Origin of the sequence: Nonomuraea turkmeniaca (assembly GCF_005889735.1) — a bacterium.
Taxonomy (GTDB): Bacteria; Actinomycetota; Actinomycetes; order Streptosporangiales; family Streptosporangiaceae; genus Nonomuraea; species Nonomuraea turkmeniaca.
The window spans coordinates 1-13245 of sequence record NZ_VCKY01000273.1 but is presented as its reverse complement, the minus strand read 5'-3'; the positions used below and the strand labels follow the sequence as shown (position 1 = coordinate 13245).

Here is a 13245-nt window from a genome sequence, read left to right as displayed (position 1 = left end):
TATACCTAAGCATTCGTCTGCAGCGTCAGATGTGTATAAGCGACAGGGTGGCGAGTGTCCGGTGGGCGTCGTGCTTGCGGCGCTGGTGGTACGAGACGGTGGCCGCGGCGAGCGCGGCGCCCCAGAGAGGCCAGAAGCATTCCGGTAGCCAAGCGCCCCATTCGGCGAGGGCGAACCGGCCGGCGATGGTCCACCTGATGTACGTCAGCCCGGCCACGGTGATGATGATCGAGACGAACCCGGCCGGGATGACCGCCAGCAGCGGCGGAACTCGCCGGCCGCGCAGCACTGGAAGCCAGCGTGGGAAGACCTCGCCCCACCGCTGGGTCAGCCCGAGGGTGAGCACGCCGCCCAACGCCCCGAAGGTCGCAAGATACGCCCCCGCCAGCCACAGCCCGTCCTCGCCTTCGGCCAGGAACTTGTCGCTCACACCGAGCGGAATGCCCAGCGCCCACGCCCACCGGGTGGCGCAGTACAGCAGCGGCACCGCGACCGCCACGTACACGGCCCGCCGTCCCCGCTCAGGGCTGAACCATCCCCGAGGGCTCCGGTCGTGCGCCAGCGCGGCGGCCGCCAGCAACAGCCCACCCAGCACGCACACGAGCTGGTTGAGCACCGGCCACGGCCAGGCGTCGGCGAAGGTGGCGCCGCCCAGGCTCCAGCCGAAGGCCGGCGCGATCAGCAGCAGCGGCGTGTAGGCGACGCCCATCATGAGCCTGGAGTCGGGGATCACCAGGATCAGGACCGCGGCGATCGGCCAGGCCAGGAGCAGCGGGACACGACTGTCCCTCCTGTGCGTCAACGCCAGCGCCGTCACGGCGGTCAGGAGCGCGAAGGCGGCGATCCACCAGCCGAAGTTCGGTGTCGTGCCGGCCAGGATGGACAGCGCCCGGTCCGGATCGGGGTCGGACGCGCCCCAGGGGTAGCCGGGAAATCCCAGCGCCCACGCCGCGCCGAGAATGCCGTAGGCCAGCGCCCAAAGCGCAGCCGCATGGCCTCGGCGGTGAGAGGTGATGGTGGTCATGTGATCAGCGTCGCGGGGTGGAGGATTGCCGGGCCAGATGTCGTTCGGCACGGTTTGCGACCGGTGAACGTGCCGTTCGGCACGTGGGGGAGGAGCTGAGGAGGGGCGTATCGTCGCTCGGGTGAGCGTGATGTCGGTCATTTCCGTCATGTCGGTGCTGGTCGTGGTGGCGGTGGCGGCGACGGCGTCGTTCCGGCCGGGGTTCAGGTCGCGACTGCCTTTGCCGACCTGCGTGGCTGCGGCTCTGTCCCTGGTCGTCACGCTGGTGCACGTAGTTGGCGGGGCGCGGCCAGGGCCGGGGGCCGACGTGCTCGGGATGGTCGAGAGCGTGGCCCTCATGGTGGTTGCCGGGCTGGTGATCCGGTACGCGCCGCCGCGCTCGGCCGTGCCGGCTGCGCTCGCGGCTGGCGTGGCCGCGGCCGTGTGGGTGCTCCGCGTCTTCACTCCCGCCTCGCCGTTGGAAGGCGTGGGAGTGTGCGCGTTCTGGGGGCTGGGCGCGTTGCTGGCCGCTGGAGTGGGCGGCTACCTGCGCTTTCTCGATGTACGGCAGGACCGCGCGGTGGCCGATGCCCGCACTGCCCTCCGGTTGCGGCTTGCCAGGGACCTGCATGATTTCGTCGCCCACGACATCAGCGAAATGGTGGCGCACGCCCAGGCAGGCAGCGTCGCGGGCGATCCGCGTCAGGCGCTCGAACGCGTCGAAGCCGCAGGTCAGCGGGCCATGTCGATGCTGGACCGTACCTTGGACATGCTCCACCACGACCGGTCCCGCACCCCGGTCGGCGACCTGAGTGGCGTTCGCGAGGCCGCCGAACGGTTCTCCGCGGCCGGCCCGGCGAGCGTCCGCCTGAGCGTGGACCCGGCGGTGACGGTCCCGGTGGAGACCGCGGCCCTGGCGTACCGGATCGTGATGGAGGGGTTGACCAACGTCCGGCGGCACGCCCCCCAGGCCAGTCGGGTCGACCTCGGCATCAGCGCCGCAGGCGGGGTCCTGGAGGTCGCGATGGCGAACGACGGCGTAAGCCGAGGCCGGGGGAGCCGGCGCGGCGGGTCGGGGCTGGCCGGTCTGGCGGCACTCGTCCAGGAACAGGGTGGCGAGCTCGTCACGGAGGCCGTACCGGACGGGTGGTCCCTCACCGCGCGCCTGCCGCTGGCACAATCGCCCGAGTGGTCACCCGAATCCTCATCGCCGACGACCAGGAAGGCATCCGCAGCGCCTTCCGGCTGATTCTCGACGCCCAGCCCGACATGACGGTGGTGGCCGAGGCCGCCGACGGACGTGCCGCGATCGACACCGCCAAAACGATCCGGCCCGATGTCGTGCTCGCCGACATCCGCATGCCCGGAGCCGACGGCATCGAGGTGACCCGCGCCCTCGCCGGGACCGGCATTCACGTGGTGATCGTGACGACGTTCGGGCTCGACGAGTACGTCCACGCGGCGCTGGGGCACGGCGCCGCCGGGTTCATACTCAAACGCTCCGGCCCGACCCTGCTCATCGAGGCCATCCGGGCCGCCATGAACGGTGACATGCTCATCAGCCCCCAGCTCACCGTCCGGCTGCTCCGCCAGCGCGGCCTGCCACGCGAGACGCCGAACGTCGTGCTCACCGAACGCGAAGACGAAATCGTGGCCATGGTCGCGCACGGCAAGACCAACGCCGAGATCGCCGCGGAGCTCTTCCTCTCACCCGGCACGATCAAGAACCACATCGCGTCCATCCAGCGCAAGACCGGCGCCCGGAACCGCGTCGCCATCGCCGCCTGGGCCTGGGCCACCGGCAGAGCCGAACCATGAACCCGGGGCTACACCCGGAAACACGGTCGCCGTCCCATCACACCGATCCATAACCTGAACCGCGTGAGCGAGGAAACCGATCTGGTCCGACGCGGCTACAACGCACTGTCCTACCGCTACCGCGGAGACGACGCCGACGAAAGCGAGTACGCCCCCTGGCTCGAGACTCTCCAATCCCGCCTGCCCACCCGAGCGTCCGTGCTCGATCTCGGCTGCGGCTGTGGTGTCCCCGTCGCGCGTTCACTCGCCGCGGCCGGGCATGAGGTGACGGGTGTCGACATCAGCGACGTTCAGATCCAGCGGGCGCGACGCCTCGTTCCTGCCGCGACCTTCGTGCAGGCCGACGCCATGACCCTCGATCTGCCATCCGCTTCCTTCGACGCGGTCGTTTGCCTCTATGCCCTCATCCACATGCCCCTTGAGCAGCAGCCCGACCTCATCGAGCGCATCGCCGCCTGGCTGCGCCCCTCGGGCTGGTTGTTGGCCACCACCGGCTGGGAGGATTGGACCGGCACCGAAGACAACTGGCTCGGGGGCTCCGCGCCGATGTGGTGGAGCCACACCGATGCCGCCACCTACCGATCCTGGCTGCAGAAAGCCGGCCTGGAAGTCACCTCTCAGGAATTCGTGCCGGAAGGCGACAGCGGGCATGCCTTGTTCTGGGCGCGCAAACCATCAAGCAGATACGATCACCCACGCGCTCACTGATCGCCGCTGGACGATCCCGCCCCATTCTTGGGTCCAGCCACCAGCTCAGCCCTATGGCGTCCGACAACCGGCAGGCCTCGTCGGCCCATCCGGCGAGGAAGGTCATGGCGGCGCAACGCGCAAAAGCGCAACCATAGGTTGCGCATTTGCGGGAGATCGGTGACTAGCAGTTCTTGTCGTGCTGGGGCAGGTGCCCGGTGGTCAGGAATGCGGTTACGGCCTGGTCGCCGCAGGTGTTGCCGTTGGCGAGGTAGACGCCGTGGCCGCCGGAGTCGACGGCGACCATACGGGCTCGCTGCCCGAATGCCTGGCGCATCTTCAGCGCTCCGCTGTACGGCGTGGAGGGGTCACGCAGGTTCTGGATGAGCAGCACGTTGGCGGGGCCGCGCGAGGTGACCCGCACGGACGGCTCGGCCGGCTTGTACGGCCAGAACGCGCACGGCCCCATGTTGACGGGCATGCCCGCGGTCAGCGGGTGGGCGGCCCGGTCACGCGTCACCTGCCGCTGGTGCAGGCTGACCGAGTCGGGCCATTCGACGTCGTTGCACATGGTCGCGCCGGAGTGGGCGGCGGTGTTCTGCATGGCGGCAACCGGGGGTGTGTTCGGCGGGGGCAGTTCGCCTGAGGTCAGGGCGGCCCGCATCAGGGTGGCCAGCATGGGGAAGTTCGCGTCGGAGTAGAGGGCATTCAGCATGGTCTCCCGCAGGACATTGCCGTTCAGTTCCTCGGGATTGGCGCCGGGCCAGGGCAACGGCTTGCGGTCCAGTTCGGCCGCGAGGTCCAGGAAGGTACGGCGGACCGCCGCCGCGTCGGCGCCGAAGCCGTACTCGCCGTCGCGGGCCGCGGCCCAGGCGGCGAAGTCGGGGAAGCGGTCCTCCACGCCGACGGCGTAGTTGGCCAGCCACTGCCGCGCCACCCGGCGCGGATCGGGATCGTCGTTGCTGTCCAGGACGACCCGGTCGGTGCGCTCGGGGAACATGGTGGCGTAGACGGCACCCGCGTAGGTGCCGTAGGAGACGCCCCAGTAGGAGATCTTCTTCTCGCCCAGCGCCTGGCGGATCCTGTCGATGTCCCTGGCCTCGTTGCGGGTGCTGATGTGCCGGATGAGCGGCCCGCCGTTGCGGGCACAGGCCTCGGCGATCCGACGCGACCAGGCGACGTTCTCCGTGATGCCGCCGTCGGCGTCGGGGTACGGCTTGAGCCTGGTGAGTGCGAGATCACGGGTCTCCAGATCGCACGAAACGGGTGAGCTCTGTCCCACGCCACGCGGGTCGAACCCGACGATGTCGTAGCGGTCGAGCACGTCCTGCGGCAGCCGCTTGACCTGGACGCTGGGCCGGTTCAGGCCAGGGCTGCCCGGTCCGCCGGGGATGATCAGCAGCACGCCTTGGCGCAACGCGGGCTTGGCGGTCTTGATCCGCGACACCGCCAGTGAGATCGTCTGCCCGCCGGACGCCCGATAGTCCATGGGAACGTGGAGGGTGGTGCATTCCTGCCGCGGGTCCACACCGGGCCCCCCGGCACAGGCGCCCCACGAGGTGGCCGCCGCTTGTGCCGGGGTCACAAGGGCTGTGGCAAGGACGGCGGTGGCTGCTCCGACGGCGGACAGTCTCGCAAGGTTGCGCATCAGGGATCCTCTTCAGTGATCGTTCTGTCTGTGCCGTCGACTCTGCCGAACTGCGGATTTCCGAACCAGAGACCGCGTCATCGAAGACCCATGACGTCATCACGAACCGGACAGGACGCCTAGCCCGATGACCGTTCACCCCAGGTCAGTGGGTCGAGTGAGTGCATGAGGTCATGACGTGATCCGCTATTCGGTAGCCCCTGGCCACCGTCGCCAGGGGTACGCCCGAACGATGCCGGCCGAGTTGCCGCGTCGGGCCGACGCTCCGCTGAAGCCGGAGTCAGGACTGTGGGTGTGACGATCAGCGCCACTGTGCTCGCTGAAAAGCGCTTTCGGGGCCCGGGGCACGGCTTCTAGTGTGGTGCGGTGACTACCCAGGTGATCGTTCTCAATGGTGGCTCCAGCTCGGGAAAGTCGGGAATCGTCCGCTGTCTGCAGGCGATCCTGCCGGATCCGTGGCTTGCCGCCGCCGTCGATTCGCTGGTCGAGGCGATGCCTGCGTCCATGCAGGCGTCAGATGCGGGGATCGAGTTCGCTCCGGACGGTGGGGTGAATGTGGGGCCGGCGTTCCGGGCGTTGCAAGCGGCGTGGATGGAGGGTGTCGCCGCGATGGCGCGTGCGGGGGCCGGGGTCATCGTGGATGACGTGTTCCTGGGTGGAGCCGCGTCTCAGGAGGGGTGGCAGAAGGTTCTTACGGGGCTGGACGTGCTGTGGGTCGGGGTCCGGTGTGAGAGTGCGGTTGCGGCGGCTCGGGAGATCGCCCGGGGGGATCGGGTGCAGGGGATGGCCGCGTTGCAGGCGGAGGTCGTACATCAGGACGTGGTCTATGACGTGGAAGTGGACACCACGCATACCGAGGCCCTGGCGTGCGCGCGAAGCATCGCCACCCACGTGCGGTGACTCCTCGGCCATGCTCGCGATGTTCCCGAGCTGATCGACGCCCTGGGAACGCCTCCTCGAGTCAGCGCCCCGCCCGCACCCGCCTCTGACCGGACCGGTCTGATAGAGATCGCGGCGGTGATGGGGCGGGTTGTGCCGGCCGGCTTCACGTGGACCCTCAGGAGGGCTCGGGCCCGCCGACTCCCCTCACGCGTATGAGGCCGGAAGGTCGTAACGGCGTGACAGCCCTGCCCGTGGCAGGGGACAGTGTGGCCATGGCTTCTTGGCGCTCCTCCAAGATTCTCAAGGTCGTCCTCGCCGCGGTACTGGCTGCGGGGACGGTCCCTCTCGTCTCGTCCGCCGCGCACGCCGTCGCACCGTGCTCGGGGAGCCGGGTGGGCCGCCATCCGGTGAAGGACGGTCGCCTCGTCCTGGGCTACGTCGACCTCTATTACGCGTCCAACGGCTATAACTGCGCCCTCCTCCAGGCCAAGAAGTACCGGGGTACGCCGCAGACCGCGCTTCTGAGGCAGCATCTGTCCGTGAGTCTCCTGGCCTGCCCCAGATCGCCTGCCCTGCGCCGGGAATGCATGGAGACCCCGTTGCCGCCAGCGCGTCACGGGGACAGCGATTCGGGCACCTATCGGTTCTACGCCGGGCCGGTGAAAGTCTACGGACGCGACAGGTGTGTCCGGTGGAGAGGCGAGGTGCGCATCTACGAGGCGCGCACGCTGGCGCACCGAGGGGTGGTCGACGACGGGGGGCATTGCGGCTGAGCAGCGCGAGCGGGGCGCCGCTGTGGGCGGCAGCGTACGACTCCACCTCTTTGACCAAGAGGCCCGTTCAGTGGCCGCCGCCGGCGAGGTTGAGCCCGACGACACCGGCGAGGATGAGAAAGACCGAGGCGATCTTGACGAGGGAGGTGCTCTCGCCCAAGGCGATCATGCCCAGCGCGGCGGTGCCGACGGCGCCGATGCCCGTCCAGACGGCGTAGGCCGTACCGACCTCGAGGTTCTTGAGGGCGAGCGCGAGAAGACCGAAGCTGAGGACGCCGGACACGACGACGCCGATGCTGGGCAGCGGTACGGAGAACCCGTCGCTGAGCTTGAGCGAATAAGCCATGGCGACCTCGAACAGACCGGCGACGATGACCATGAGCCAGGGCATGACGGCTCCTTTCGAAGGAGCGTCGTCTTTGCAGGCCGGGTACGGCGCGTCTCGTCCGGGCGGAGCCCCGGAAACGGGCTCCGCACCCCTGACAACGGCCGCGGCCTTTCAACGATTCCCGCTGAGGCTCTCCTCAAGTCCAGGGACCAGGGTGAGCGCCCGTTCGACCTGCTCGGTCGGGTACGGCGTGGCGCGACTCTCGCCGAAGAGATCCCAGTAGAAGTCGTTCATGACCGCCGCCACCGGCGCGTAGCGGGTGATGATCGCCGCCAGGGCAGCCGGGATGCCTGCGGGCTCCTCGCCTGCGGCGCATCGCCGGATGAAGTCGTTGCGGGCCGCCGGGCCGTCCGTCGGGGGAGTGGGCACCTCGCACACCCGTGTCACCAGCCAATTGACCAGGCTCATCATCGCGTAGCCCAGGTCGTGGCTCAGGTTGTGGGCGGCGAAGTCCGCTTCGTCGGGTGACAGGTCGAAGCGGGGGGATGTGGCCAGGCCGAGGTCGGCGAAGTAGAGGCGGTGACCATCCGTGAGTATGTTCCGGAAATGGCCGTCGAAGTGCAGCAGGCCGTTCGCGTTCATGAAGGTGATGTCGGTGTGCAGGCGGCGTTCCACCATGGTGCAGGCGGCGGTGAACGCCTCTCCGCCGGCGGTGAGCTGGGTGGCCAGCCAATCGTGCAGGTTGAGCGGGATGTACTCGAGGAACAGGACGATGCTCGCTGATGCGCTGGAGGTGGCTTCGAGCCGCTCGCGTACCGCCGATGAGCCCTCCCAGTAGGCGACCGTGCGGTCGACGTCCGCGTGCTCGTCGGCCACCGGTGGCGATCCGGGCAGGACCCGCCAGTGATACATCAGCGGGAAGGCCTCGGTCTGGGCGGCGAGGACCCAGTTGGTCGTCATGATGTTGGCGGCGAGTTCGCGCCAGGCGCCGAAGCCGGGGCCGCCGACACCGTATTGGCAGTACGTGGGGAGGCTGAAAACGTTCGCCGTTGATCTGACGTTCTCCGGCCGTCGTTCTAGGTCGGTCAGGGGGATGCGCTTGGCGAACACCGGCACGCCATCGATGTCCATCACCATCGACGTGCCTCCGATGCCGGAGCCGATGGCTTTCGTATCGTCCACGAGTTGGGTGAGCCGTCGATCGCTCAGTAATGCCAACGCCGTGGACACGTCGCCGTAGCGGGACACGCGCGTCTGGTGTGACTGATCCGAGTGGTCATGCGCGAGAGCAGGCAAGACGGTCCCTTCTCGACCAACCGGCACCGGTCCGTCGGCACCGGTACGGCGACGCCGAGCCCCTTACGGCGCTCTGTGGAGAGCGGTCGTCGCGGACCACGAACACAAACCTTTGGTACGCCCATCGCATGAGGATGAGACCATCTCGCCGGCGGCATCTGCAATTGAATCAGGTCAACGCGCCGAGCAGCATGGGCAGCGACCGATGGAGCTCGCGCTCCCAGTATGGCGGCGCATGGGTGCCGGGCCCGTAGAAGTCAGTGCTCACCTGGACCCCGACCTGCTGGAGCCGATCCGCGAGCGAGCGGTTCAGCATTTCGAGGTACGCCTCGTCCCCGTCGAACTGCGTTCCGGCCGGGTCCAGCGGCCCGGGACGCCCGTCACCGCAGGCGAGGAAGACCGGGATGTGCCGCAGTCGCCGAGCCAGGGCGTAGGGATCGTGACGTTGCCAGTTCGCGCGTTGAGCAACGGGATCGCCCCAGAGCTGGCGGTAGTGGGGCACCTTCTCAAATGCCACCAGCCACCTGCGGACGTGCTCGGGGTGCAGCAGGTGGACGGGTCCGCTGTAGCTGGCCGCCGCGCGGAAGAGACCGGAGTGCCGGGCGGCGTAGATGAGAGCGCCGTAGCCGCCCATGGACAGGCCGGCGACGACCCGCCGTGGCCCGGCGCCGTAGTGGCGTTCGAGGATGTGGCGCATCTCCCGGAGGTGGAACGTCTCCCATGCCGGAGGTCCGTAGGCCCCGCCGTTCCACCAGTCGGTGTACCAGTCGGCGTCGGCGTCGGGCATCACGACAAGGACATCGCGTAACCCGGCGAGCTGCTCGATGTCGCTGTCCTGCGTCCAGGACTCGTGTGAGTCGCCCAGGCCGTGCAGCAGGTAGAGCACCGGCCAGCGGTCACGGGGGCCGCGCTGTTCCCAGCCCTCGGGGGTGAGCAGCCGCACCTTCGCGGTCTCGCCGAGGACGGGTGAGTCGATGGTCAGGTCGACGACGCGGGGTCGTACCCGCTGCTCGTCGACGACATGCGCTTCGGCGGGCGCGGCGACCGCGGCCGGGCCGAGCGCGGCGGTGGTGCAGAGCGCCAGCAGGGCCGCGAGGAGGATCGAGAACGTCCTGCGGCTCAGCATGCGTTTGATGAGAATCATGGGAGCCAGCGTCGCTCGCCGCCCGCGGGTGCGGCATCGGGGCACGGCCCGGGTCCATGCCCTGGCCGTGCCCTGGCCCGCATCTGGGGTTCACGCGTTGCCGCCCCAGGGATGAGAGCCGTCATGGCCGTGCGTTGTGCGGCGACAGACCTGGTGGTTCCGGAGGAACCTTTGGCCGTCTCGGCCGTTGAACCAGGCATGGGCAGGCTCGTCCTGGTTTCGTCTGCGGTTGTCGTGCTCTGCGTGGCCGCCGGGAGCGCCAATACCGCCGTCGCCACGTACCGGCCCATCCGCGCCGCGCCCGTGCACTCGATCGAGGAGCTCGCCGAGCGGCTGCGTCCCTACGAGTCGGGCGACACGTCGGAGTCCCAGCGGGCTGACAGCATCTTCGGGCTGTGCACGGGTGTGCAGGGTTCGTCAGGTTTGCCGGCCGAGCCTCGGGGTTTCCCCGTTCATGCCGCCCGGCTCCGTACCGACCCGCCACTGGAGGTCCGTTTCCTCCAGGCCCCTGACACGGCGACCGCGCGTGCACTGACCAATGCCGCCACGCGGATCGCTACGCGCTGCGCGGGTCCGCCGGCCGCCGAGCTGGGTGCCGACCTGCACGGGGAGGTGACCGTGGCACCGTTCCGGCGTGGCGGCTGGTCCGGGGTCCAGGTCGTGTCCAACGTACGCGTCAAGCGGCCGACCTGGCTCTTCTACCACCCGGTGACGGTGGGGCGGGTCGCGGCGAGCCGTGGTGTCTGGATCGTCGATCTCGCGTGGGAGGTGCGGGGCGGCTTCGGCTATGCCCCGCGCAGCTGGACGACCGAGGGGCTGCGCGTTGCCGAATGGGCCCTGTCCCTCACCGGTTGAGACGCCCGCTACACGCGCCCTTCGCGGATGGCGACCGAACGGGCGTGCGCGGGAAAGCCTTCGTGCTCGGCCAGGGTGCGTATCGTCGGGGCGAGCCGCCAGAACGCCTCCTCCTCCAGCCTGGCGACTGCTATGCGCGTCAGGTACGTGTGGACGGAGACGCCACTGACCACCTTCGCGAACCCGCTGGTGGGGAGCGTCGCTGGCGTGCCGATCGCGAAGTTCGAAGCAGCCATCGTGGTCCACTGGCCGAGCAGGACCGTGCCCGCGTGCCGTACCAGCGCCAGCCAGGCTTCTGGATCGGCCACGGCCAGTTGAAGGTGCTCGGGTGCGTACTCGTTGGCGATGTCCATCGCCTCCTGCGGCGACCCGGCGAGAACGATGCCGCCGTTGTCATGGATCGAGGCCCGAGCGTAGTCGCGCCAAGGTGCGGGCAGGGCATTGATCTGCTTGGCGACCTCTTCGGCGGCACGTCGCAGCACGTTTGGATCGGTGCCGACGAGGACCGCAGAGGAGTCGGAGCCGTGCTCGGCCTCGTTGACCAGATCCGCCGCCAACAGGACGGGATCGGCGTGCGCGTCGGAGACGATCAGCGAATCGGTCGGGCCGTATCCGACCTCCACCACGCAGCCCAGGCGCTGGACCTCCGCCATCGCCGCGCTCACGGCCGGGCTGCCAGGGCCGACGATCTTCCGGACTGCGGGGATCGTCGCGGTCCCGCAGGCGAGGGCGGCGATCCCCGCAGGGCCATTGCTGCGGTAGATCTCGGTGATTCCCAGCGACTCGGCCGCGGCGAGCACAGCCGGGTCGACCCGGCCGCCGGTGCCAGGAGTCGGTGGTACGACGAGAGCGATGCGCTGCACGCCCGCCACCACGGCCGGCGTCGCCACCATGATCAGCACTGACGGGAACGAGCCCTTGCCCGCCGGCACGTACAGGCCGGTGCTCTCCATCGGTCTGACGAGCTCGCCGAGTTGGATGCCGCCCACCTCATCCCGCCACCCCGCTCGGGCCAGCGCCGCCTCGTTGTACGCCCGTACCTGCGCGATCGCCAACTGGATCGCCTCGATCGTCCGGACGGGCAGCGAGGCGGCAGCCTGCCGAACTTCCTCCTCGCTCACCCGCAACCCCGCAGGATCGATGTCGACCCCGTCGAACTCGGCCAGGGCCTCCACCAGCGCCTTGTCACCTTCGGACCGCACGCGCTCGACCAGCTCCGCGATCGCCCGGGCCAACTCCGCACGCCGGCCGAGGCGGTCCGCGACACCACCTCTGCTGAGCAGCCTGTGGCGCTTGTCGTCGTCGGCCTCCCGCCAGTCCACGATGGCGGGGGAGGCGATGGAGGTCATGGCTGGGCTCCCGTCGTCGGCATCCATCTTTGAACGAGTGTGCAAAAAGGAGGGGTCGATGTCAATCGCCCGCGCGCTGCCGGCGTACGCCATGATGGCTGTGTGAACGCACGCAGCCGGTCGGAGGGCCGCCGCGCGGAGATGGTCGCGGCCGCACACGAAACGATCTCAGAACAAGGTCTTTCTGCTCTCTCCATCAGGAGAATCGCGGCAAAGATCGGCATGTCGCCGGGTTCCGTGCTCTACCACTACCCCGATGTCGACGACCTGTTGTACGACCTGCATCGCACCTTGGTCGATCGCTATGTGACCCGCCGCGCGCACATCACGGCCGCCATTCCGGAGCCTCCGCGGAGGATTGTTCATGGGTTCAAATCCGGGCTGCCGTCCGGACCTGACGACAAGGTGTGCAAGGCGCTCTACGAATTGCACGACCTCGGCGCCCGCCACGACCGTCACGCCGCTCTGATGACGTCCCTCTGGGACCGGGAGAAGCTGCTCTTCGAGTCGATCGTGGTGGCCGGGGCCGCCTCCGGTGACTTCCACCCCAGCAGGCCTCCGGACGAGCTGGCTGCCTCGTTCCTGGCCATGGAAGACGGGCTCGGCCTGCACATCGTCAGCCGCAACGCCTCCCTGTCCGTTCCGATGGCGCTCGATCTCCTCATTTCGTTCGCCTCGGCGGAATTGGGGTGTGATCTCTGACGCGCAGTGCCTCGAGCATCTGTGAGAGTGCGGCCCAGGTGTCGGGCAGGTCGCTGGGGTCGGTCGATCTGGCCAGCCAGAGCGCCGCCTCGTTCATGGCGCCGGACAGCAGGCGGGTGAGCGGTTCGACCGGCTGCGGGGCGATCATTCCTCGGTCGATGAGGCCGGTCAGCGCTTCGGCCAGGTGGCGTGCCGAGGCGGCCTCGTCCAGCGCGCGCCAGTCGCTCCACCCCAGCACGGCGGGACCGTCGATGAGCATGATCTGCTGGGCGTCCGGGTCGGTGCTCGCCATGAGGAAGGCCCGGCATCCCGCCGTCAGCTGCTCCCATGGATCATCCTGGGCCTCGGCGGTCGCTTTCGCATACCGTCGGTATGTGAAAGGAGTGTCCTTATGGCGCTGACCAGCTTCTATCCGGTCATCAGCACCTCGCGATTGGCCGAGTCCCACGACTTCTACACTCGGTTGTTCGGATTCGAGGCGACTTTTGAGTCGGACTGGTACGTGAGCGTCTGCGATTCTCTGTATTTACCGAGGATTTCCGGCAAATCGGGTGGGCGTGGCCGTGGGCGGGCCGTCTGCGTGCTCTCCGAGGGGGCTCCGCAGATGATGCGCCGACAGCCCGCCGACAGCCCGCCGACAGCCCGCGGACAGCCGGCCGACAGCCCGCCGACAGCGCTTCCCGCGGTGACCCAGGCGCGGTCAGGGTAGAGGCTGATCATCTTGTCGAGGAACGCGTCGGCCGTTGGGCAGGATGGTCAG

General features: G+C 68.9%; 13 protein-coding genes, 1 pseudogene and 1 riboswitch. Of the genes and pseudogenes, 7 read left to right on the top strand and 7 right to left on the bottom strand.

Going from position 1 to position 13245, the window contains the following annotated elements; genetic code table 11:
- Positions 1-25: 25 nt before the first annotated feature.
- Entirely contained in the window at positions 26-1024 is a 999-nt protein-coding gene (locus tag ETD86_RS46510; RefSeq protein ID WP_138673032.1) for a hypothetical protein, read from the bottom strand.
- 130 nt (positions 1025-1154) lie between these two features.
- On the opposite strand from ETD86_RS46510, the gene ETD86_RS46505 reads away from it, so the two are divergent.
- The 3 genes from ETD86_RS46505 (at position 1155) to ETD86_RS46495 (ending at position 3529) form a co-directional block, all read left to right on the top strand.
- Positions 1155-2252 (top strand): sensor histidine kinase, encoded by a 1098-nt coding sequence (locus ETD86_RS46505; protein ID WP_246149325.1) that lies wholly within the window; start codon positions 1155-1157, stop codon positions 2250-2252.
- Complete coding sequence (locus ETD86_RS46500; RefSeq protein WP_138673030.1) at positions 2192-2821, top strand: response regulator; 630 nt, start codon at positions 2192-2194, stop codon at positions 2819-2821. Before ETD86_RS46505 ends, ETD86_RS46500 begins: the two co-directional genes overlap by 61 nt.
- A gap of 63 nt (positions 2822-2884) precedes the next feature.
- The gene (locus ETD86_RS46495; RefSeq protein WP_138673029.1) at positions 2885-3529 is read left to right on the top strand and encodes a class I SAM-dependent methyltransferase; all 645 of its coding nucleotides are present in this window, start codon (positions 2885-2887) and stop codon (positions 3527-3529) included.
- Positions 3530-3692: 163 nt separating this feature from the next.
- On the opposite strand, the gene ETD86_RS46490 is transcribed toward ETD86_RS46495, so the two are convergent.
- Positions 3693-4997: an alpha/beta hydrolase gene (locus ETD86_RS46490; protein ID WP_211370737.1), complete on the bottom strand. Its 1305-nt coding sequence runs from the start codon at positions 4995-4997 to the stop codon at positions 3693-3695.
- A gap of 525 nt (positions 4998-5522) precedes the next feature.
- Between ETD86_RS46490 and cpt the strand changes: the two genes are divergently transcribed.
- Positions 5523-6056, top strand: coding sequence for a chloramphenicol phosphotransferase CPT (gene cpt / locus ETD86_RS46485; protein ID WP_138673027.1), 534 nt, complete (start codon positions 5523-5525; stop codon positions 6054-6056).
- Positions 6057-6274: 218 nt separating this feature from the next.
- Positions 6275-6811, top strand: a complete 537-nt coding sequence (locus ETD86_RS46480; protein ID WP_170223650.1) for a hypothetical protein — start codon at positions 6275-6277, stop codon at positions 6809-6811.
- A gap of 67 nt (positions 6812-6878) precedes the next feature.
- Here ETD86_RS46480 and ETD86_RS46475 read toward each other — a convergent pair whose 3' ends face one another.
- The 3 genes from ETD86_RS46475 to ETD86_RS46465 form a co-directional block, all read right to left on the bottom strand.
- Positions 6879-7202 (bottom strand): DMT family transporter, encoded by a 324-nt coding sequence (locus tag ETD86_RS46475; protein WP_138673025.1) that lies wholly within the window; start codon positions 7200-7202, stop codon positions 6879-6881.
- Positions 7203-7218: 16 nt separating this feature from the next.
- Positions 7219-7286, bottom strand: a riboswitch (guanidine-III (ykkC-III) riboswitch).
- Between the two features lie 24 nt (positions 7287-7310).
- Positions 7311-8387 (bottom strand): protein kinase family protein, encoded by a 1077-nt coding sequence (locus ETD86_RS46470; protein WP_246149322.1) that lies wholly within the window; start codon positions 8385-8387, stop codon positions 7311-7313.
- Between the two features lie 217 nt (positions 8388-8604).
- Entirely contained in the window at positions 8605-9579 is a 975-nt protein-coding gene (locus tag ETD86_RS46465; RefSeq protein WP_138673023.1) for an alpha/beta hydrolase, read from the bottom strand.
- Positions 9580-9822: 243 nt separating this feature from the next.
- On the opposite strand from ETD86_RS46465, the gene ETD86_RS46460 reads away from it, so the two are divergent.
- A complete protein-coding gene (locus ETD86_RS46460) occupies positions 9823-10434 on the top strand; it encodes a hypothetical protein (protein ID WP_138673022.1) in 612 nt (203 codons plus the stop codon).
- An 8-nt stretch (positions 10435-10442) separates the two neighbouring features.
- Here the strand turns inward: ETD86_RS46460 and hisD are convergent, their stop codons facing one another.
- Positions 10443-11783: a histidinol dehydrogenase gene (gene hisD / locus ETD86_RS46455; RefSeq protein ID WP_170223648.1), complete on the bottom strand. Its 1341-nt coding sequence runs from the start codon at positions 11781-11783 to the stop codon at positions 10443-10445.
- Positions 11784-11924: 141 nt separating this feature from the next.
- Between hisD and ETD86_RS46450 the strand changes: the two genes are divergently transcribed.
- Positions 11925-12485 (top strand): TetR/AcrR family transcriptional regulator, encoded by a 561-nt coding sequence (locus ETD86_RS46450; RefSeq protein WP_138673020.1) that lies wholly within the window; start codon positions 11925-11927, stop codon positions 12483-12485.
- On the opposite strand, the pseudogene ETD86_RS46445 reads toward ETD86_RS46450, so the two are convergent.
- Positions 12445-12834 (bottom strand): annotated as a pseudogene (locus ETD86_RS46445) (TetR/AcrR family transcriptional regulator); the annotation flags it as partial. The gene ETD86_RS46450 and the pseudogene ETD86_RS46445 overlap by 41 nt on opposite strands.
- Positions 12835-13245: the final 411 nt, after the last annotated feature.